The organism is Microcoleus sp. B6-A1, assembly GCF_036705085.1.
GTDB lineage: Bacteria > Cyanobacteriota > Cyanobacteriia > Cyanobacteriales > Microcoleaceae > Microcoleus.
This window is the reverse complement of record NZ_JAUBTU010000002.1, coordinates 32,182-52,645: the sequence shown is the minus strand read 5'-3', so window position 1 is coordinate 52,645 and position 20,464 is coordinate 32,182. Positions and strand designations below refer to the sequence as shown.

Below are 20,464 nucleotides of genomic sequence, written 5' to 3'. Positions count from 1 at the left end.
GACAATGGCTACTGGTATTTCAAAAAAACAATCGCAGGGTCAAGCTGCATCTAATTTTAGTGAAAGCCAATTAAACAATACCTTGGATGCGTGCTTTTCATATCCAGGAAAAGTGCCGGCAAGTGAAGTTTTAGACACTCATCAAGCTGAATGTGTAAAACTGTGGTCTAGCAATGACCAGCTAAGTCTGGCAAATGAAAACCGTCTTTACTATGGTGATAATTTACCAATCTTAGCATCTTTACTTAAAGATAGTTCCGTAAAAGGTAAAGTAAGATTAATTTATATAGATCCGCCTTTTGCAACTAAAAGTGTGTTTCAATCGCGTTCTCAGACTGAGGCTTATTCTGACTTATTAGGAGGGAACAGCTATATTGAATTTATTCGTCAGAGGTTGATACTATTGAGAGACTTATTAGCTGATGACGGCTCAATCTATGTCCATCTTGATGATAAAATGGCATTTTATATCAAGGTGATTATGGATGAAATTTTTGGTCAACGCAATTTTAGAAATTGGATTACTCGCAAAAAATGTAATCCAAAGAACTACACAAAAAAGACTTACGGCAATGTTTCAGATTTTATCCTGTTTTATAGTAAATCAGATACTTATGTCTGGAATCGTCCTGTTGAAGAATGGACAGATAAGCGCGCCAACAAAGAATATGAATACATTGAAAAGGAAACTGGACGGCGATATAAAAAGGTTCCGATTCATGCGCCTGGAGTGCGAAATGGCGAAACTGGAAAGTCTTGGCGAGGGATGAATCCGCCACCAGGAAAGCATTGGCAATTTCCACCTCAAACACTAGATGAAATGGATGCTAGAGGGGAAATATATTGGTCTGCAACAGGAAATCCCCGTCGCAAGATATATTTGGATAGCAGTAGCGGGATTCCCGTACAAGATATTTGGCTAGAGTTTCGCGATGCTCACAATCAGAATATTAAAATTACAGGTTATCCAACTGAGAAAAACCGTGATCTAGTTAGTAGAATTATTCGAGCTTCATCAAATCCTGATGATTTAGTGTTCGATTGCTTTGCCGGTTCGGGTACGACTTTGAGTGTTGCTTCGGAGTTTGGGAGGAGATGGATAGGAATTGATAATAGTTCTGAGGCGATCGCAACTACTTTGCGCCGTTTTGCTAAGGGTTGCGAACGGATGGGCGATTTTGTCAGCCAGCAAACATCCCTACACCAGAATCCATCGGATGACGAGTCTCGCCAATTATCGCTTTTTAACTTAGATGAATCTATATTTCAAGCTGAGTCTCCCTTAGAAAAAAGCGAGATGATTAATAACTTTGATCTTTATGCAACTGATTCGTTTGCTGGGGAACTAAAAAATATTGTGAGGCAATGGATAGAATGGCAGTAGCAGCGTACAAAAAAAATCACAAAAAGCATTCTGCCACATCGCAAAAATTTGCTAGACAATTACCATATAAGATTTATCAGCAATTAATTAAACTTGATATCATAACTGTTTTCCCTAAAATTTATCGCCATTCCCCCTGAAGAGTAAAAGCCGCCCAATAATAAGGAGAACGCCACTCTTCCTGCTTCAACATTTCCAGTTGTGCCGCCCTTAAAGCCGCCGCTGGCGTTAACCCTTTTTGCAGCATTCCCTGATAGAAACTCGACATTAACGTAGCCGTTCCTTCATCATCCACATTCCACAAACTCACCACAACTCGCTGAGCCCCTGCATACATAAATCCCCGCGTTAATCCTACCATCCCCTCGCCTTGAACGATCTGCCCCATTCCGGTTTGACAGGCACTTAACACTACTAAATCGGCTGCTAATTTGAGATTGAAAATATCAGTAAGTCTCAGGAATCCGTTTAAGGGATTGCCCTTTTCATCTACCAGTGACAAGATGATTCCCGATAGTTCCGGGTTAGTGCTATTCGCTAAACCATGAGTTGCAAAATGAATGATTTTATATTGGCTTAAGTTCTGACTGGTTGCTGCGGCGCGGCTGGCTGCAAAATCCAAAGATGCGGTGCGAGAATTGGCTGGTACTAATGCTTGAATGATTTGAGCTTCTTGGCGTGTAAATTTTAAACGGCTCAACTGTATGTTATTGGCGCGGCTAGAGCGGCTTAAACCGAGATTTACTGATTCTATTGCTTGGGGATTGCCGCTATTAGACTGGGTTCTGACTCGTTCATCGTCACCGCTAAAAACTGGATCGGCGAGCATTGCTAAAGTCCGAGTTGGGGGTTGTCTGTCATTGTAGTTTTGTCTTAAGATTCCCAAGGTGGAAGCGGAAGGCAGCAGCACAATTTCATGGTCTACAATTAAAGGCGAATTCCGATTTTTACCGGGTGTTTCGGGGAGCGAGAGGGCGGCAAAGGGGAGGTAATTGAGAATGCCATCGCCAACTATCAGGAGGCGTTTTTGACCGAGTTGTGCTGCTACAGGTTGTAAAATAATTTGACTAAGCGTGTTGTTAGCTTCAGCAACTCGATCGGGAATGTTTCGGTAGCGCGGGTTAGTCACAGCATTGCGGAAATTGCGGGCGACTTTTTCGATGTCAACCTGTTTGGGCAATTCATAACTGGTGATACTGGTTTTAGTCACAGCCCAGAGATAGCTACGATGTTTCCCTAAAGAATACTGGAGTAAAATGGTATTGTCATCGAGGATTTGTTGTTGAATCTGTGCCAGCGTTAAAGGTTGCGGTTGGGTGAGAGTGGCGTACCGGGGACTGGTGGAGCGGATTTGGGCTTGAATGTCCTGATATTGTCCTAGTAAAGTTTGCCGTTTTTGGTCTAATTCTACTTTCTCTGCGGGGGTATGATTGGGGCGGCTTAGAGTTTCGATTCGGCGTGTTTCTAAGGCATCGAGTTGCTGTTGTAAATTGCGTTCTTGCTGCAATAATTCCGGGGCTACACCTTGGCGAATATCGGCGTTTGCTTCTTGAAGAAGTTCTAGGAGGCTGCGGGCACGGGAACTTTCGCTGGCTTCTAAGGCTTTGCGATCGTAACCAGAGTTGGGATTGGTTTTGTGCAGTTCCATTAACAGATCAATGTATAACTGGTAATAGTGTTGTACCGTGGCAAAGTATGAGATACGGAGTTCGTGGTTGGTAATTTTGGTGCGGAGGTTTTCGATGATTTTGATGGAGCTTTCAATGTCAGTGAGGGCTGCGATTAAATTGCCTCGATCGCCTTTGAGAATAGCCCTATTGTAGAGGGTGAGGGCTTCCCCAGGACGATCGCCCACAGTGCGAAACAGCGGCAGGGCTTGGTTGAAATATTCTTCTGCTTTCTCCAGTTTTCCCAATTCTGAGTAAGTATTACCTACATTGTTGAGGCTGTTGGCTTCTCCACGCCTATCGCCCGCTTTTTGTCTCAAATCGAGGGCTTGTTTGTAGTAGTCGAGGGCTGTTTGTTTTTCTCCCAAATCATAGTAGACTATGCCAATATTGTTGAGGATAGTGGCTTCCTTAGTCCGATCGCCCATAGCCCGGAATAAGGGAAGGGCTTGGTTAAGATACTCTTTTGCTTTCTGTTTTTCTCCCAAATCGTTGTAGGCTAAGCCGATGTTGTTGAGTGTGGTGGCTTCCGCAGTGCGATTGACCAAAGATTTGTCGCTGTTTGCGGGTAGGTTCGAGATGTTGCTGAGGTTGATACTTGCTTCAGGGCGATCGCCCATTTCCCGAATTAAGGAAAGGACTTGGTTATAGTAGTCGATGGCTTGCTGTTTCTCTCCCAAAGCATAGTAGAAGGCGCCGATATTGTTGAGGATGAGGGCTTGCATCTGGCGATCGCCTACAGTCTGAGACCCAGAAAGGGCTTGCTTGTAGTAGTTCAGGGCTTGCTGTCTTTCTCCTAATCTATTACTAATCAAGCCCATTATATTCAGCGTCTCAGCTTCCTTGCCCCGATTTCTAAGCATTTGATAAAGCGAACGCGCTGCATCAAACTTTTGCAATGCCTCCTGGTAAGATGCTGCTGTTTCCTGAGCCAATAGTCGCTTAGCTTCCTGAAGCAATCGCTCGGCTTCATCTGTTTTTTGATTTAATCGTTGTTTGTTTTTCTCAATTAATCGATCGGCTTCTCCATCCGGGATTTGATTCCTACTGACATCGAGGGTGGTCAGATATACCAATCCCGCTAAAGGTTTGATATCTGCGATTTGATTTCTACTGAGGTGTAGGGCGGTCAGATTTGTCAATCCCGCTAAAGGTTTGATATCTGCGATTTGATTGGATTCGAGGAAAAGCAGTATCAGATTGGCAAATCCCGATAATGGTTTCACATCTGCAATTTTATTGCCACTCAAATAAAGAAAATTCAACTCCGTCATTGTCGATAAAGGTGTCACATCTACAATTTGATTAGATGCGAGGGACAGCCCTGTTAGATTAGTCAATCCCGCTAAAGGTTTTACATCTACGATTTGATTAGCTTCGAGGAAAAGCTCTGTCAGATTAGTCAGTCCCGATAATGGTTTCACGTCTGAGATTTGATTGAATTTGAGGACGAGGGATCTCAGATTAGTCAGTCCCGATAAGGGTTGCACATCTGTTATTTGATTTACACTGAGGTTGAGCATTCTCAGATTGGTGAATTTTGATAATGGTTTGATATCGACTATTTGATTGTCAGCTAGGTAAAGTAGTGTGAGATTAGTCAGTCCCGATAATGGTTTCACGTCTGAGATTTGATTTGAAGTGAGGACGAGAGATCTCAGATTAGTCAGTCCCGATAAGGGTTGCACATCTGTTATTTGATTTGTACTGAGGTTGAGCTCTCTCAGATTGGTGAATTTTGATAATGGTTTGATATCGACTATTTGATTGCGAATCAGGGAAAGTTCTGTGAGATTAGTCAGTGCTGTTTGAGCGCGATCGCACTCTTGTGTTTTTGCTTTTGATAGCAACACCTCCACCGTATGTCTGGTTTCAGGGGTCAAATTCTCTTTGTTGGTACAGAAATCAGCAAAACTTTCAAATGTCTGGGGATTTGGCGCGGCGGCAGATCCCATCAGGATAGTCGCACCTACAGCTAACCCCCAACGCCCCCAAATCGAAAGTATGGGATTCATAAGCACTCGCTCAAAAAAGACCTAATTAGCTGCTATCATAATCTATCGCACCTTGTGATGCACCCTTTTCCTTCCTGCTTGCCAATTAGATCGGGAGCATTTGGTGAAACAATAGTCCCTCCTGGTTCTCGCTGCACTCTCCAAGGATTATTAGAAGCCGGGTTTAAGAAACCGGGTGTTTCCCAAAAACCCGGTTCCTCATGAAAAATTCGGTTTCTGCACAAGTCCTATTTTACGTTACTCTCAAGTGAAGAATTTTTAATTAGCGATCGCCCTCAAATTTAGTATCTATTATTGGCTGCTGTTTTATGAAAATCAAGAAAAAACAATTAAACCAATCGAATGTTATTTTTTCCCTAGCAATGCTCGGTGTCTTCCTCTTTTCCTTAAGTCTACGCTTTTGGGAACTAGAGCGATTTAACACTTTAGTATTTGACGAGGTTTATTACGCTAAATTTGCCAACGATTATCTCACCAAAACTCCGTTTTTCAACGCTCACCCGCCTCTAAGCCAGTACATAATTGCGATCGGAATTGCGATCGGCACTCACCTTCCCTTCGGCAAAACAGCCGTCAACAGTATGGCTGGCTCCCTGCTTTCCCCTTGGGATTACCGCTGGCTGAATGCTCTCACAGGTTCCTTTATTCCCCTAGTTGTGGGAGCACTAGCTTATCAGCTAGTTCCCCGCCGCACCTTTGCTTTTCTTGCTGCTTTATTGATTGCCTGCGACGGTTTGTTTTTAGTTGAGTCTCGCTACGCGCTGAACAACATTTATCTAGTTTTGTTTGGAATTTTAGGTCAGTTATTTATTTTAAAATCCGTAGAAGCAGAAGGCAAAAAGCGCTGGCTTTGGCTGGTTATTGCCGGAATAGGTTTCGGCGCATCTGCGGCTATCAAATGGAACGGATTATGGTTTCTTTTCGGTACTTATCTAATTTTAATCTGTGCTTGGACAGTTCGTTTTATCCAGGGTAACAGAGGAAATGAAGAACAAAGCCGCGAGGTAGATTCACCTCTAATTCCTGCCGAAAGTCCCGTACAAAAACTGACTAAACTCAATTTTATAGAACTCTGCTTAAGTCTAGCTATTATTCCTATTTTAGTTTATAGCATCTCTTGGATTCCTCACCTGCACTTTAATCCAACTCCCAATTTCTGGCAGATGCAAACGGAAATTTTGACTTATCACCAGCGGATTAAAAGCGGGCCTGATGTACATCCTTACTGTTCCACGTGGTACAGTTGGCCTTTGATGCTGCGCCCCATAGTTTACTTCTACAAAACTGCTAGCAGCAATGCCCAACCAGATCCGGTTTTGCCACCTTTACCTGAAGGTGCAACTCAGGCAATTTTTGACGTTCACGCAATGGGAAATCCCTTTCTTTGGTGGCTGTCAACCTTAGCTTTACTGCTAGTAATAGGAGTTTTAGTTCACCGGATTTTGGTGTGGCTGCAAACGCGCAGCGAGGCTTCTGTTGACACGATAGAACAGCAGCGGCCGATTTTGTTTCCGCCGACTGCTGAAATGTGGCTGGGGTTATATTTAATAGTTAATTGGGCCGCTAATTTGCTGCCTTGGGTGAAGGTGACTCGCTGCATATTTTTGTACCATTATATGGGCTGTTCTGTGTTTGCAGCTTTAGCACTTGCTTGGTGGGTTGACAGGTGGCTGCACAGCCCTCAAACTCGACTCCGAGGAATGGGGGTAACAATTATTTTTCTGGTTTTGGGTGCTTTTATTTTCTGGATGCCTATCTATTTGGGACTGCCTTTGTCGCAAATGGAATGGAAAATTAGGATGTGGCTGCCATCTTGGGTTTAAGTTAGAAATAATTCCTTTGTGAACGGGCAAGATGCCCGTTCCACAAGAAAATTAAGTTTTGTGGAACAGGCATCTTGCCTGTTCCTAACAAAGGTGCAAGATGCCCGTTCCACAAGAAAATTAAGTTTTGTGGAACAGGCATCTTGCCTGTTCCTAACCAAGGTACAAGATGTAAGTTATAACATTTATGACAAAGGTGAGTTAGCGAAAGCAAGCATTATTTTTGATAGAGTGCTCGATAAACTGGTTCACCCCGTTTCAGAGTAGCAATTTCTCTTTCAGTAGCCACAGGTAGGGGATTTTCGGCTAACCATTCGCCCCCATTTTGACGTTTAAAACTAGGGTGAGATGAAAAGCGATCGCACATTTCCCTTTCTACTTCCTCAATATCAGATTGAATGAAAACTTCACCGCCAACTGCGAGATAAGTTGCCAATTCATTCACTAATTCCTGCTGCACCACGCGCCGTTTGTGGTGCTTTTTCTTGAACCACGGATCGGGAAATTGAATGCTAACTTGCTGCAAAGTGCCAGCGGGAAAAGTTTCTAAAATGGGCTTCAGGGAACTATTCGCATTGCAAAACAAATAATGCAAATTTGTCAAGCCTTTTTCGTCCCGCCAAAGATTCGCCTCCTCTACTAGAGGTTCCCGAATTTCTAATCCTAAAAAATTCCAGTCTGTTTGGATTTGCGCCATGTGCCACAAAAACCGTCCTCTGCCGCAGCCAATATCTAAATGCAGCGGTAAATTTAAGTCGGCATAGATTTTAGTCCAATCCGGGGGACTTGCAGATGCTTGATATCTAATTGATAGGGGATTGACGTGTTCCCGCACTCTTACTCTTGCCAATTTTGCTGTCTCCTGAATGTATTTTTTAACCGCTGAGGAAGGCTGATTAACGTGGATTAACGCAGATAAATATTGATTTTTGCGATGTTGTTCAATACTTTTTAATTAATGAGCAATCTTAAATTGCAAAGGGACAATTTTAAATTGCTCATTATTGCACTAGGCCTCTGGTTCCATGCCTGCTGCTCTTAATTGTGCAGCTAGTCGATCGGCCCGCTGCCGTTCCCTTTCTACCATTTCTGCTCCCCACAATAACATCTCTCCGCTCTCATCCCACCACCGCAACCAATATCCGGTTCTTTCGGCCTTGGTTCCCTGCCAAACACCCAAAAATAACCCCACTCCTCCAATCCAATAACGATTGTTTGAATCCGGCTGCTGTACTTGATATCTTCCTGATGAATTCAACTGATAGACTTCGATAACTCCGGCGGCTGGTTCAAAAAGTGCATAGCTTGGCACTCGCAATACTTGCTCGTAAAAAAACCATTTTCCCGGCGGATAAGTTGGTTTTATCGAATATTCATCGTTGGGACTAGCTGACAAAAATTCCATCACAATCGCCGGGACTTCTCCTTCTAAGTTGGGGGTGTAACTGCGGCGAATTTCTGGACTAGAAAGCGGCTGGACGTTGCGGGCATAAAACCAATCTGGAGCTTTGATAACTAGCTTGCCGTTTAATGTAGCGCAAATTCCCATGTTTGGGGCAACTAATATTCCTGTTAAAATTAGCCCTGCGATTTCTAGGATTTCGCGCAAGGCGGCGGCTAGCAAGGGTTGGTCGATATTTTCCACAGGTTCCTCGTCTAAAATGAAGTCGTCTGGCAATTTTTCCCAGGTAATTTTTAATTCGGCTGTACTGATTGTCATTGTATTTCACCTCTAAATGAGATTACTGGAGTGCAGTTTGCAATACTTCGCGGTGAAAGAGCGATCGCCCTACAATAAATTTTATCCTTTCTGGCGATAATGCGTCGCCGTTGGCATAGTGTTCGATCCAGGTTTTGCTGATTAAATAAGGATCGTCTGGCAATTCTGATAATAAGTATCCCGGCATTTCTAGCTCTTCCATTAACTGGCTGACTTTCGGATCGTAGCTGAGGGCAAAACAGCGGCATTCTTCCGATGCTGCCATAATTAAACTGTGGTAGCGCATCCCGATCGCCATTTCGACTCCCCGGAATACTCCTTTCAATTTTCTCGGATCGTCTAAACTGAGGATGCGGCTCCTTTTTGGCAGGGCTTCGTGCAAATGTTGGGCAATTTCTAAGTCGTGAGACGCTTGAAAAGGCAGCAGCAAAATTAAGGTGCGAGTTGCTTTTTGAAAGTCAACTAAAGCTTGAGTTAAGATTGACAAACGCGCGGGAGTTAGTGTATAATGAGAACGCAAACAAACAGCAACTCTGGGCGCAGGTAAATCCCACAAACCCGACACGGGAGAATTCTCCAAAGCCCACACAGGATCGGGCGCTAAAGTAAAGGGAATTTGCCAATCCGCAAGTAAAGTAGCTGAACCTTTATCCCGCACGCTGACGGCGGTGCATCCAGCAAAACAGCGCTGAGATAACTTGCGAGTCATTTCGCGCTTCAAAGGCCCAATTCCCTGGGCCCAGGCAACAGTTTTTAAGCCCATCCGCTGCGCTAACCCCATCAAACCCCCATAATAGAAAGGGCTCGCAATGCTAGTAGCGTCTTGGATTAAACTACCGCCGCCCCAGATTAGGGCGTCGGAGGTGCGGAGTGCTTCGAGAACTTGGAACGCATTCATGCGATCGCGCGCAGCTACCCCGTACCGCTGATTTGTCTCGACAGGATTGCCAGACAGGACGATCGGCGTCACGCCATCTGGTAACATTTGCAGTAGCGATGCCAACAGCGCCTCGTCGCCGCCGTTGCCTTTACCGTAATAGCCGCACAAAATTGCTCGCATTTCTACTCTTTTCTTTGTTTGTGATGGAGGATCTAACTATTTTAGATTTTAGATTTTAGATTCTTTTGATATTTGAGATTTGATTTTACTACCAAAAAAATGCTACTGTCAGCAAGCTTCAAGGCTTTACGTCATCAGTCAGCTCAAATCGCAAATCTAATAAAATCTCGAATCGCTAATCTAAAATTGTATGACCAGCCCAAAAACAGGTACAAGCCCCGACTTAAGTCGTGGATGCTCCTAAAATTTTAGACCAAAGCTCAAGCTCCAAGATTCATCTGTGGAGTAAATCTAAAATCTAAAATCTAAAATCTAAAATCGACTGACTCATCATACTTTATATGACAGTTGCGTAAGTCCCGATCGATAAATCTTTCATCTTCGTTCACAATACAAAAAATGCACGCTTTGTCAATTCCCACCTGGATTATTCACGTCTCTAGCGTCGTCGAGTGGATTGCCGCCATCTGGTTAATTTGGACTTACGGCGAAGTCACTCAAAACCGAGCTTGGTGGGCCCTTTCCGCCGGAATGCTGCCCGCTCTTGTCAGCGCTATGTGTGCCTGTACGTGGCACTATTTTGACAACTCCCCAGCCCTAGAATGGATCGTTACCCTGCAAGCGGCGATGACTCTCTTCGGCAATTTTACTTTGTGGGCGGCGGCTTGGTGGATTTGGCGATCGGCTCAGCCAGCAGAGAAAATTAAAGATTAAAAAAAGGGAGAAACTAATTGAAAAATAGCACTATTTGCGTAAAATTGGCGGCCAGTTTGCTTTTGTTGACAGCCGGGTTTTTGCTTCCCAGCAAAGCCAGCAACATTCCCGTACAAGTCGCCCAACAACCTAACTGCAAAAATCCTCAAACCACGCTAGATTTGACACTCAAGCGGGCTGAAGCCGCTGACATTCTGCTGACAGAATAACTTGATTATTACTAAAGTCTGATTCTCGCTACGGTAGCCAAACACCGTCTACTCAGTCGGTCAAGTTTTACACCTAACTTACTGGCTACTTTTCTTTGAATATTGGCGGCACCGTGAAGATCCGCGTTAACTACAGTCCCGTCAGCAGAACGATACAATCCACGTTTAATTCGCCTTCCAGATGCTTTCCACCCAAGCGGTTTTTCACCGTATCTGGGTAGGGAATCTCCATCAAGAAAGCTAGCCTTGGAACTGTATGCTTCTTCTGTTTCAGTGAACCTAATGCCGTGCAAATTACCAAGTTGCTTTAAGCGCTCTTTTAATTTACCTAAAGGCATCTGAACAAACTTTTGATTGCTCAGTTGGCCCATATCAACATTGTATTTAAACCCTTGGTTCCATCCAATTACTAGATTACCAATACCGTGTTTCAAACAATGATCAACGATTAACTTTGCAACTTTGTTGACACCATCGCGCATTTGATGATTGCGCTTGCGGGTTGCGCGGTCTAACCAGCTATCCCAATAGCCTGTGGGCTTCCCTTCTTTCCTGGTTGCTACTTTTTTGTTCCAGAGTTGATTCATCGCCTTCATAGCGCGAGCGTCAATCAAGAAAGAATTTCCCAGCGTGTCAACACAAGCTGCCAAATTGTCGGCAGTCCCCAAATCAATTGATAATGCTTGACTACGATCTAAATCATGCTGCTGGCATTCTACTTCGTAAGACACTTCCAAGTAGAAAGCACCGTTTTTCTGGAGAATCGTGAACTCTTTAACCTTTGAGCAATCAATGTTTGACGGCATAGGTAGAAGAAATTCTGAAATCCCAAACCAGCGCCGAATTGTTAAGCCCAAAGAAAATCGCAACTGATTACCGACAATGGCTGGCTTTAATCCTCCAGAATTTGGGTAAGCTACTTTAAACAGTTTAGACCCCGTTAGGTAGTTCGGCGGTTTAGGTTTAAAGTGTAAATTACCTTGAAGGTACAAGTTTTTCAATTCCTTGAAGCTTTTAAATGCCTCCGTCACTGACATCAGAGTTTGCTGCATGGGTGTTGAAGGCAACGACTTAGCAACCATCGACTTAGAAATTGACGGTTCCAAAGACAAGTCAAATTTTCCTGTCAGCAGTTTTCCAGTTTTAAAAAATGTCTGGCGAGCGAAATATACGGCGCTATTGTATAGCTTTCCAGACTGCCGACAGAGATACTGCAACACGGCTTCAACTTCTTTGGTGGGAGACAGCAATACCTGCTGCACTCCCATTGTTTTTTTGATTCTAGCCACCTCTTTTTCCTGAAAATAAATTGATTTATGTAGTTTAGGGGATTATAGTGGACAAGTCAACTCATAACAACAAAACTTTATGTTGCCCCTTCCAGAATATCAAACCCACAACCACGTCAAGTTCCTGCTCAACTACCATTTCGTGTTCATCCCCAAGCGACGAAAAAAAGTTCTAGTCGGTAACGTAGCAACTAGACTTCGATAAATATTCTTAGCACTCGCAATTGAGAAAAATTGGGATATTCTAGCTTTGGAAGTGGCACCAGATCACGTACACCTATTTGTAGCGGTTAAGCCGATGGACACCCCTGCGCTAGTAATTAAGGCATTCAAAGGACGTTCTAGCCATCATTTGAGAGCTGAATTTCCAGAATTAAAAAAACTGCCGTCTTTATGGACGAGCAGCTATTTTGTTAGTACCGCAGGCAATATTAGCAGTGAAGTTGTTAAGAAATATATAGAAGATCCACACCATTCTGCTAACTAAGAAAGACACTCTTGACTGAAGTCCCCCGAGCCGCTTCCCACGAGCGGGCTAAAGCCACGCTCGTTTCCCGCATCCCCTATGAATTTTTATGAATGTCTGTTCCAGTCAAGAGTTTGAGGTGCCAGACAAAAAGCTCAATCAAGTCTATCACCAACTGCAAGCAAAAATCAGCAGTAGACAAAAGCAGAGATTGGTAAGGATTCCAGGGTAAACGCATCTAAATTAATTTGACAAAAGCCTGAATTTGTGCATTACTAAATAACTTAAAACACCTTCTTAAAATCATTAATTTTAACCCCACTTAAGCAGATTACATCAGAACCTTAAGATTTTCTAAACTTCTTAAAGCCGGATAATCTTTCTTCTTAGATAGGTATTAGATTTCGAGCATTAACTGGCCGAGTTTAAAATTTTAACTAAATAATTATTGTCCATTGCCGCTCGATATCGCTTCATTTTTATACTTTGTGCCGGAAGTTTTTTCTTGTTTCAGTAAATTTATTGCTAGCCGACGTAGAAGTGCAAAATTTTCGGGAGAGTTCTGTTTCCGAATCCGGCTTTCATCTTCACAAAATGTAACATCAAGCGTCCAATGTAAGCTATTTTTAATGCCCCAATGACTGCGGATCGCCCCAGCAATTCTCTCAGCATTACTGCTTAAACTACTAAGCGTAAAAACGAGCTTCCGTGGTGGTTTTATTCCACAATCGTCGTTCACTAAGTATCATCACAACTGTTTTTAATCCCGTCCATAATTCTTGATTATGCAGAGGGGGTAACTCGGATACATCCACAGTCCAGACTTGTCTTTTTTCCACTCGATGATGTCCGGATTCTACTCGTTCATAATAATCATACTTTTTGTCTAAATAATCGGCTTTTTTAGCTACTTCAAACCACTCTTTTACGGCTTTATAGAGTAGTTTTTGATTGCCTTTTAAGGCTAAAACATAATCTCCTTTTTTCTTGATAATCAGAGATGTTATGTCTTTTTGACATCCCATAGCATCGATGGTTATTACACTTCCAGCAATTTATAACATTTCTATTAATGCCGGAATTGCTGTCAGCTCGTTAGAGTTTTTATCGACTTTTTTTTGCCCTAAAACTAATTGATGAGATGAAGACCAAGCAGTAACTATATATAGCGCTTTTCGCTGGTCATTTCGGTCATAAGATTGTTTCATCGTTTTGCCATCAATGGCAATCACGTTTAGTTCTAATTCCCCGACTATCGCATTTACCCAACTCAAAAAACATTCTTTAAACTGTTGTGGTTCAATTCGGGCAAATACCCGACTAAATGTGTCATGAGATGGTATACCATTCGGTAATTCTAGAAAGCTTTTCAACCATTCATGTTTGGCGTTACCATAGGCTTCTATTGCCACCCATCCGTCGGCACCGCTGAGGACAGCTAGAATCGCAATCGATCTAATATCTTTAAGTAAGTGTTCTTTACTTCTTTCTCTTCTTGGGTCTTTCAAGTTGGCAAAATGCTCTAAAAAACTGGTATTTAAAAGATTCATGGAAGGCAATGAATCTTTTTGTTTTTGTTGCGAAGTTACAGCTTTACTAAAACCTCTTGCCATTGATAGCACCAATAAACTACCATAAACTACATTGAAATTTAGTCGGATTTAACTGTAGCATATTTTGGGTTCAAGTTAAGATGCGTTTACCCTGGATCGACAGGTTTAAATGCTTGCCATAACAAAGGCAGAGAAACCCAGTGAGGTGGATATTTGAAACGGGCAACATCCAGCAGAAGAACTAGATCCCGCTGTGGATGATAGCCACCAATTGGTGAAAAGTGACCATCACCCGTTTGTCGCAATACCTTTCGGCTATAGGAAACAACTAGATGAATATCACCTGACGCCGTAGTCACCTTTTCAACTGCTTGCCGAAAGTTTTCCAAGCTGCTTTGGTGGTAACGGTTAGGTTTTACAACAGCACCGTTGCAACGTGCTATACAGACAAACTCATCAAAGGTGATACCGTTTTCTTTAATGACTGAAAGAGGTAAGCAACAGTCTAAAAATTCCTCTCCATACCATCTCCACACCCCTTTCCAAATGCGGCCCGGATCGATGGATAAGGCATTAAGAACAACAACTAAACTACCCAATCCACAAAAAGCGGGTTCTGCTTGAGTATGAAACTGTTCCGCTAGAGCAAAATACCCTTCCATACCTCCCAATGCCAACGCTTCTCGAAATATTTGCTTTCCCTCTACCGAGGAAAAGGCAATAGCAGAATCGGGAAGTGAACGACGATAAAACCCTTGAGCAGACATTGAGTGTTTTAACCCTGATTGCTTATGGTGCTAATAAATATTATGCAAGATCGTCACCTTGATAATGATGAATGCACTTATTTACTATTTTTTTCAATTTTAGCAATAAAAGGCTCCGAAGGTTTGACTTTCGGGGTGCAGACTTAAACAACGTGACCATTGTTATTAGATAACATTCACCCAAAAATCTGCCGTCACAACTTCACCATTGCGCTGGAACTGCCCCCAAAGTTTGTACATTCCTGGTTGCGGAAACCGAGTCATAAAATGAATTTTCCCAGGAGGGGTTCCTTTCAGGGCATGAGCATGAATGTAATTCGCTTCTGTGAGAACCGGAGATTGACGTAAAATGACCAAATGCCCTGCTTCTCCTAAGTAAGGTTGTAAATCGGTTACAGGCTGATTATTCGTAGTATCTTCTAGGTGAAACATGACTGTTACTTCCTCACCTGCCTTGACTTTTGTATCAGAAGAGAGGATTAAGTCAACTTTAGTATGGGCTAATGTTTTGGTGTGACTCAGGTTTATTTCTGAGGGAGATAGAGTATTTCCCGGAACCTGAACTTTAAGCACAGAAATTTGTTCGGACTTTCCTGACGGTTTGTAGTCACTGAAAAAGGTATAATTTCCGGCTTTGGGAAACTGAGCTTTAATTTCAAAGCGCCCATTATTTTTGTAGTTTGGGTGAAGATGAGAGAAAAAGTGAAGGTCATCACTCACCATAATTAAGTGCATGAGTTTTTCTTGAAATATGTCAAAATTTTTAATTGCCTTACCCGTTGAGTCTTGAATGTTAATTGTTAGAGGCACATCAGTATTGGGAGCAATATTTCCTGGGGTGGTAAGTTCTGCTTTGGCAAATAAACTCTGGTTTATATGACTGGCGTGATTTATTGAATGTGCATCATGTCGGTGATTTGTGTCTTTCATTTCATGTTCTTCTTGGTGATTAGTTACAGCCTCTACTGCTGTTGGACTGGTTTTAGTAGATAACGAGCAACTTTGGGCAATTAAGAAAGTAGTTACAACAGCAATCGCAGTGTTGAAAGTGTTAAAACGGTTCATTCGACTTCCTCCTAAAAACTGGCTAAACAAGTAAGGTAACTGTACTAACGAATGTCAAATATCACTAATTGAACTTCAACTAAAAATATCTTAAATTCTCCATTCAACTGGAGAGTCAAGAGGTAAATTATAAAAATCCCAAAATTTTTTATCGCAGAAGGTGAAGAGCAAGCCCAACAATGGTTTCAGCAATTAATGATAACCTAATTACCTAGACCCGATAAAAGCTATCTCATTTTTTTGGTTAAAAACAGTCTGTCAACTTCTATAACCTCCGTTGACAGACTGCTTAAAATAATTCAATTGTCGAAGAGTCTAATGTTTTTGAATCAGAGGACAAATGATGGAATCAACCTTTTCTAGTAAGCTGGGCGAACCTGAAAGTAATCCTTCCAACTCTAGTTTGAGGATAAGTAGTTGCTGAATTTGTAGATCGATACCGATCAGTTTATCTTGCAACTGGACTTTGATGTGTTCACAAGGCAACTCTCCCCCATCGTGAACCGTCAATAATTCTTGAATCTCGGCTAAAGTTAATCCCAAAGTTTGGGCGCGTTTAATAAAGCTTAGCCGATTCAAAATATCAGAATTAAATAATCTATATTTCCCTTCGGTTCTGCCTGATGCCTTGATTAAACCGAGTTCCTCATAGTAGCGAATGGTTTTGATCGGTACGCCGCTTTCCTTCGCAACTAAACCAATGAGTTTTTGCTTTTCTTGGACTAACATACTGATTTCCTCTACTGAATCCAACTCTCAGCTTATGATAAACTATCCAGTGGGATGGAGAGTCAAGAGGGGCTAGACATTTTTTTGAATGACTGAGTGGCGATCGCCTGAATGTCTCGACTTTCGGTAGCAGTAGGCGTTCGGACAAGCCATTCGAGCGATCGCCCTTGGTTGATGGTCAGTTATTTAAGGCTTGAGCAGCCATGTCATCCGGGTCAGAGACATTAGCGGCTTGCACTTCTATGATACCGCGAAACATATTCATGCCACAACTAAAAGTGTGTTCTCCCACCTCTTCGGGAGTCAATTCAATGGTTGTTACTTGATTCAAAGACAAATCGGTAGCAATGTTAAAATCGGGAATCAGCACTCTCGCTAAACAACCACTGGAAGTTTCGCGTAAAAAGTGGAGTTGAACGGGTTTACCTGCTTTAACTACCAGATGATTAGGCGTGTAGCCTTTGTTAACAACGATAGTTACTTTCTGGATTCCCTGGTCAACAGGTGGATTGATTTGCATCGCTTCAGGTTCGATTTTTGTTTCATGCGGATGTGTTGACAGGGATGAATTGAACTGCGATTCTGTTAGTGTTTGAGGCTCATTTAACCCCGTTGATTCAAGTTGTTGGTCTTCGGCGATAATTTCGCCTCGAAACATATTCATGCCACAGCTAAAGACATAACTGCCAGCTTTTTTAGGTGTGAATTCAACAGAGGTTACTTGATTCAGATGCAAATCGGCTGCAATATGAAAATCGGGAATTAAGACTTGTTCCAAACAACTGCTAGGATCTTGGCGGTGAAAGTTAAGACGCACGGGTTGTCCCGCTTGCACCACAAGGCGGCTGGGTTCATAGCCACCATCAACGGTGATGGTTACTTCTTGAATTCCTCCACTGGCTGTAACTGCTTTCTGAGATTTGGGTTTGCTAAGGAGAAACCACCAAAGTTCTAAACTAATTAATCCGATTCCAGCCAGAGTAACTAAAATCTTGTTACTTAAGGGTTGTTCAATGCGCTGAAACTGACTTTTTTGCTGTGTTTGAGTTGGGTGTGTTTCATGGGTATTTTGCGCTATTCCTTCACCAGATAACATTCCTACTACAACACCGAGACTAGCAATAGTACCGATAATTCTTGTTCTGCCGATCATTGGAAAACCTCCTAATAAATACAAAAGATTATGGGAGTAACAGCGGGTTTTGAACAAAGATATTTAGTAAATTTCCTTCGTGATTGACTAAACCCGCGCTATCGTTCGATGTTTCATTCATCAGAGTGCAAAAATAGGCTAGGTTAACACTCCAAAAATTGAACCGGAAATTACCCCAAGCAGAAATCCAAATCCTGCTAATGTTCCTAGAAATGTCAGTTGGTTGTTCATCATTATTTCCTCTTAAGCAAGAATCAAATTAGCTAACAGTTTTTGGGCTAAAGTTACGGAGACGCAACGCATTTGTTACTACAGAAACGGAACTAAAAGCCATTGCTGCTCCGGCAATAATTGGACTGAGAAGCCATCCAAACACCGGGAAAAGAATTCCGGCAGCGATGGGAATGCCGGCCACATTGTAAACAAAGGCAAAAAACAGATTTTGTTTGATGTTTTGCATCGTAGCGCGAGACAGTTGAATGGCAGTAACAATGCCTTGTAAGTCACCAGAAATTAGAGTGATATCGCTAGCTGCGATCGCGACATCTGTTCCTGTGCCAATTGCCATGCCTACGTCAGCTTGAGCAAGTGCAGGTGCATCATTGATTCCATCCCCCACCATTGCGACAATTTTTCCCTCTGCCTGAAGATTTTCGATTTGAGCGGCTTTTTGATCGGGACGAACTTCTGCAATAACTCGTTTGATGCCGACTTCCCGCGCTATGACTTCCGCCGTGCGACGGTTATCACCTGTTAGCATTACCACTTCTAACCCCATCTTTTGTAAAGTGCGAATTGCATTAGCAGAAGAGGGTTTGACTGCATCCGAGATAGCGATAATTCCTTCTATGTTGCCATCAATTGCCAGCCAAACTACGGTTTTACCGAGATATTCCAAGCGCTCCCAATCTTGTTGTAAAGCTTTGGTATCAATTCCCAATTCTGTCATCCAACGATGCGTACCAATTTGTACCCATTGATGGGAAACATAGGCTTGTACACCACTACCTGCGATCGCCTCAAATTCCTGAGCCTCTGTTACCTCAACGCCTTGAGATTTAGCATATTGCACAACGGCTTCGGCTAAAGGATGTTCAGAATTTCGCTCAACTGATGCGGCTAACTGCAAAAGTTTTAACTCATTGCTGTGGGCTGTACCATTGACTGTTAAAAAATGGGTAACAGTTGGCTTTCCTTGGGTAATAGTGCCTGTTTTGTCAAGAACGATAGCCTGCAATTTATGGGCTAATTCCAAGCTTTCTGCACCTTTAATTAAAATGCCATTTTCTGCTCCTTTACCAGTACCCACCATGATAGAAGTTGGTGTTGCTAAACCCAACGCACAAGGACAAGCGATAATCAAGACACCGACGGTGGTAATTAACGCCATCGTGGCATTACCCATGAGGTTGTACCAGAGGATAAAGGTGGCGATCGCAATGGTAACGACCACAGGCACAAACCATCCGGTCACTTGATCTGCTAATCGTTGAATCGGTGCTTTAGAGCCTTGTGCTTGCTGGACTAACTGCACAATTTGTGCTAAAAACGTGTCTTTACCAACTCGCGTGGCCCGGAATTTAAAGCTACCTGTTTTATTAATAGTAGCTCCAATCACTTCATCACCGACTTGCTTTTTCACAGGTAAACTTTCGCCTGTCACCATTGCTTCATCTATCGTTGAGGAGCCATCAACAATCTCGCCGTCTACCGGGATTTTTTCACCAGGACGCACCAAGATTATTTCCTCTAAAATAACTTCAGAGATGGGAATATCTATCTCTTGGTCGTTGCGAATTACACGGGCAGTTTTTGCTTGTAATCCCATCAGTTTACGCATCGCCTCTGAGGTTTGTCCTTTAGCGCGATTCTCTAGTAGCCGTCCCAACAAAATCAGGGTAATAATCACCGCCGATGCTTCGTAATAAACATCGGCTGTTAACCGCTGAGTGGTAAAAAATGTCGGAAATAGGGTGGCAAAGATGGAGTAGAAATATGCAGCACCCGTACCCACTGTGACTAAAGTATCCATCGTGGCTGCATGACGCTTGAGAGCTTTCCAAGCATTAATATAAAAGGCACGACCACACCAAAGTTGCACGGGTGAGGTTAATATTAATTGCAGCCAGGAATTGTGCAACCATGTCGGGATGAAAGGAATTGATAATCCTGTCATCATTGGCAGAGAACCAATTAATAGAATGGCGCTGACTATGCCACCAAACCAAAGTTTTTGGAGTAACTGTTGAGTTTCTGCAAGTCTTTCCTGCTGTTCGGCATCATTATTTGTAGATAAATCTTCTGCTTTCAGCGGTTTAGCAACATATCCGGCTGCATCAACTGCATCCTGAATGATACCTAAATTGGTTTGTTGCGGGTCATAGATGACTGTCGCTTGTTCAGTGCCAAAGTTGACGTTACAGGCCTCCACACCCGGAACAGAACTAATTGCATCTTCGATTGTATTGGCACAGGAGGCACAACTCATGCCCCGCAGTTTCAGAGTGGCGTTTTCCATACAAAACCTCCTTATTTTTCATCCTTAAAATGGGTCTGAGAAATCTTTAGTGACAGGTAACGGAATAACCTGCCGCTGTAATTTCCTCTGTAATGGTGGCTTCAGATGCTTGAGTTTAGATATTGACCAGTTTGGTCTTGGGATGTCTCTGAACATTTGCGGCGGCATCTACTGTGTTGATGGCTTTGGTAATGGTTTCACCGCAAGCTGAACACGCCATGTTAGAGACTTTTAGCTGTAGTGTTGTGGTTGTATTTCTCCTTTCCTTTGAGGGGTTAATCCTATCTTGCAGTATCCAGTCCACTGGAGTGTCAAGGGGGAATGAAAAGAAA

15 protein-coding genes and 2 pseudogenes are annotated in these 20,464 nt (G+C 42.8%); 6 read left to right on the top strand and 11 right to left on the bottom strand.

Annotated elements, in window-relative coordinates; translation table 11 throughout:
* The first annotated feature begins 4 nt into the window (after positions 1-4).
* Positions 5-1,384, top strand: a complete 1,380-nt coding sequence (locus QUB11_RS01005; RefSeq protein ID WP_333199157.1) for a site-specific DNA-methyltransferase — start codon at positions 5-7, stop codon at positions 1,382-1,384.
* Positions 1,385-1,505: 121 nt separating this feature from the next.
* On the opposite strand, the gene QUB11_RS01000 is transcribed toward QUB11_RS01005, so the two are convergent.
* Positions 1,506-5,066 (bottom strand): CHAT domain-containing protein, encoded by a 3,561-nt coding sequence (locus tag QUB11_RS01000; protein WP_333199154.1) that lies wholly within the window; start codon positions 5,064-5,066, stop codon positions 1,506-1,508.
* Positions 5,067-5,374: 308 nt separating this feature from the next.
* On the opposite strand from QUB11_RS01000, the gene QUB11_RS00995 reads away from it, so the two are divergent.
* Positions 5,375-6,889 carry a phospholipid carrier-dependent glycosyltransferase gene (locus QUB11_RS00995; RefSeq protein WP_333199152.1) on the top strand — a complete coding sequence of 505 codons (1,515 nt, stop codon included), beginning with the start codon at positions 5,375-5,377 and terminating at the stop codon, positions 6,887-6,889.
* Between the two features lie 217 nt (positions 6,890-7,106).
* On the opposite strand, the gene trmB is transcribed toward QUB11_RS00995, so the two are convergent.
* The 3 genes from trmB to csaB all read right to left on the bottom strand — a co-directional run bounded on the left by trmB (position 7,107) and on the right by csaB (position 9,669).
* Positions 7,107-7,739 carry a tRNA (guanosine(46)-N7)-methyltransferase TrmB gene (trmB, locus tag QUB11_RS00990; RefSeq protein ID WP_333199149.1) on the bottom strand — a complete coding sequence of 211 codons (633 nt, stop codon included), beginning with the start codon at positions 7,737-7,739 and terminating at the stop codon, positions 7,107-7,109.
* Between the two features lie 159 nt (positions 7,740-7,898).
* Positions 7,899-8,609, bottom strand: coding sequence for a Uma2 family endonuclease (locus tag QUB11_RS00985; protein WP_333199147.1), 711 nt, complete (start codon positions 8,607-8,609; stop codon positions 7,899-7,901).
* Between the two features lie 22 nt (positions 8,610-8,631).
* Entirely contained in the window at positions 8,632-9,669 is a 1,038-nt protein-coding gene (csaB, locus tag QUB11_RS00980) for a polysaccharide pyruvyl transferase CsaB (protein WP_333199144.1), read from the bottom strand.
* 399 nt (positions 9,670-10,068) lie between these two features.
* Between csaB and QUB11_RS00975 the strand changes: the two genes are divergently transcribed.
* Both QUB11_RS00975 and QUB11_RS00970 read left to right on the top strand, forming a co-directional pair.
* Positions 10,069-10,383, top strand: coding sequence for a DUF2499 domain-containing protein (locus QUB11_RS00975; protein ID WP_242715849.1), 315 nt, complete (start codon positions 10,069-10,071; stop codon positions 10,381-10,383).
* Positions 10,384-10,400: 17 nt separating this feature from the next.
* Positions 10,401-10,592: a hypothetical protein gene (locus QUB11_RS00970; RefSeq protein ID WP_333199142.1), complete on the top strand. Its 192-nt coding sequence runs from the start codon at positions 10,401-10,403 to the stop codon at positions 10,590-10,592.
* Between the two features lie 11 nt (positions 10,593-10,603).
* Here the strand turns inward: QUB11_RS00970 and QUB11_RS00965 are convergent, their stop codons facing one another.
* Positions 10,604-11,881 carry a transposase gene (locus QUB11_RS00965; protein WP_333199139.1) on the bottom strand — a complete coding sequence of 426 codons (1,278 nt, stop codon included), beginning with the start codon at positions 11,879-11,881 and terminating at the stop codon, positions 10,604-10,606.
* A 79-nt stretch (positions 11,882-11,960) separates the two neighbouring features.
* On the opposite strand from QUB11_RS00965, the pseudogene tnpA reads away from it, so the two are divergent.
* Positions 11,961-12,368 (top strand): annotated as a pseudogene (gene tnpA / locus QUB11_RS00960) (IS200/IS605 family transposase).
* Positions 12,369-12,456: 88 nt separating this feature from the next.
* Positions 12,457-12,579 carry a lysozyme inhibitor LprI family protein gene (locus QUB11_RS00955; protein WP_333199136.1) on the top strand — a complete coding sequence of 41 codons (123 nt, stop codon included), beginning with the start codon at positions 12,457-12,459 and terminating at the stop codon, positions 12,577-12,579.
* A gap of 179 nt (positions 12,580-12,758) precedes the next feature.
* Here the strand turns inward: QUB11_RS00955 and QUB11_RS00950 are convergent.
* The 6 genes and pseudogenes from QUB11_RS00950 to QUB11_RS00925 all read right to left on the bottom strand — a co-directional run bounded on the left by QUB11_RS00950 (position 12,759) and on the right by QUB11_RS00925 (position 20,132).
* A pseudogene (locus tag QUB11_RS00950) lies at positions 12,759-13,960 on the bottom strand (ISAs1 family transposase).
* Positions 13,961-14,046: 86 nt separating this feature from the next.
* On the bottom strand, positions 14,047-14,667 hold the full coding sequence (locus tag QUB11_RS00945; RefSeq protein WP_333199133.1) for a phytochelatin synthase family protein: 621 nt from the start codon (positions 14,665-14,667) through the stop codon (positions 14,047-14,049).
* A gap of 165 nt (positions 14,668-14,832) precedes the next feature.
* Positions 14,833-15,732 carry a hypothetical protein gene (locus QUB11_RS00940; protein ID WP_333199132.1) on the bottom strand — a complete coding sequence of 300 codons (900 nt, stop codon included), beginning with the start codon at positions 15,730-15,732 and terminating at the stop codon, positions 14,833-14,835.
* A gap of 315 nt (positions 15,733-16,047) precedes the next feature.
* The gene (locus QUB11_RS00935; RefSeq protein WP_333199130.1) at positions 16,048-16,461 is read right to left on the bottom strand and encodes a heavy metal-responsive transcriptional regulator; all 414 of its coding nucleotides are present in this window, start codon (positions 16,459-16,461) and stop codon (positions 16,048-16,050) included.
* A 178-nt stretch (positions 16,462-16,639) separates the two neighbouring features.
* Positions 16,640-17,614, bottom strand: a complete 975-nt coding sequence (locus QUB11_RS00930) for a cupredoxin domain-containing protein (protein WP_333199128.1) — start codon at positions 17,612-17,614, stop codon at positions 16,640-16,642.
* 259 nt (positions 17,615-17,873) lie between these two features.
* A complete protein-coding gene (locus tag QUB11_RS00925) occupies positions 17,874-20,132 on the bottom strand; it encodes a heavy metal translocating P-type ATPase (RefSeq protein WP_333199126.1) in 2,259 nt (752 codons plus the stop codon).
* Between the last annotated feature and the right edge of the window lie 332 nt (positions 20,133-20,464).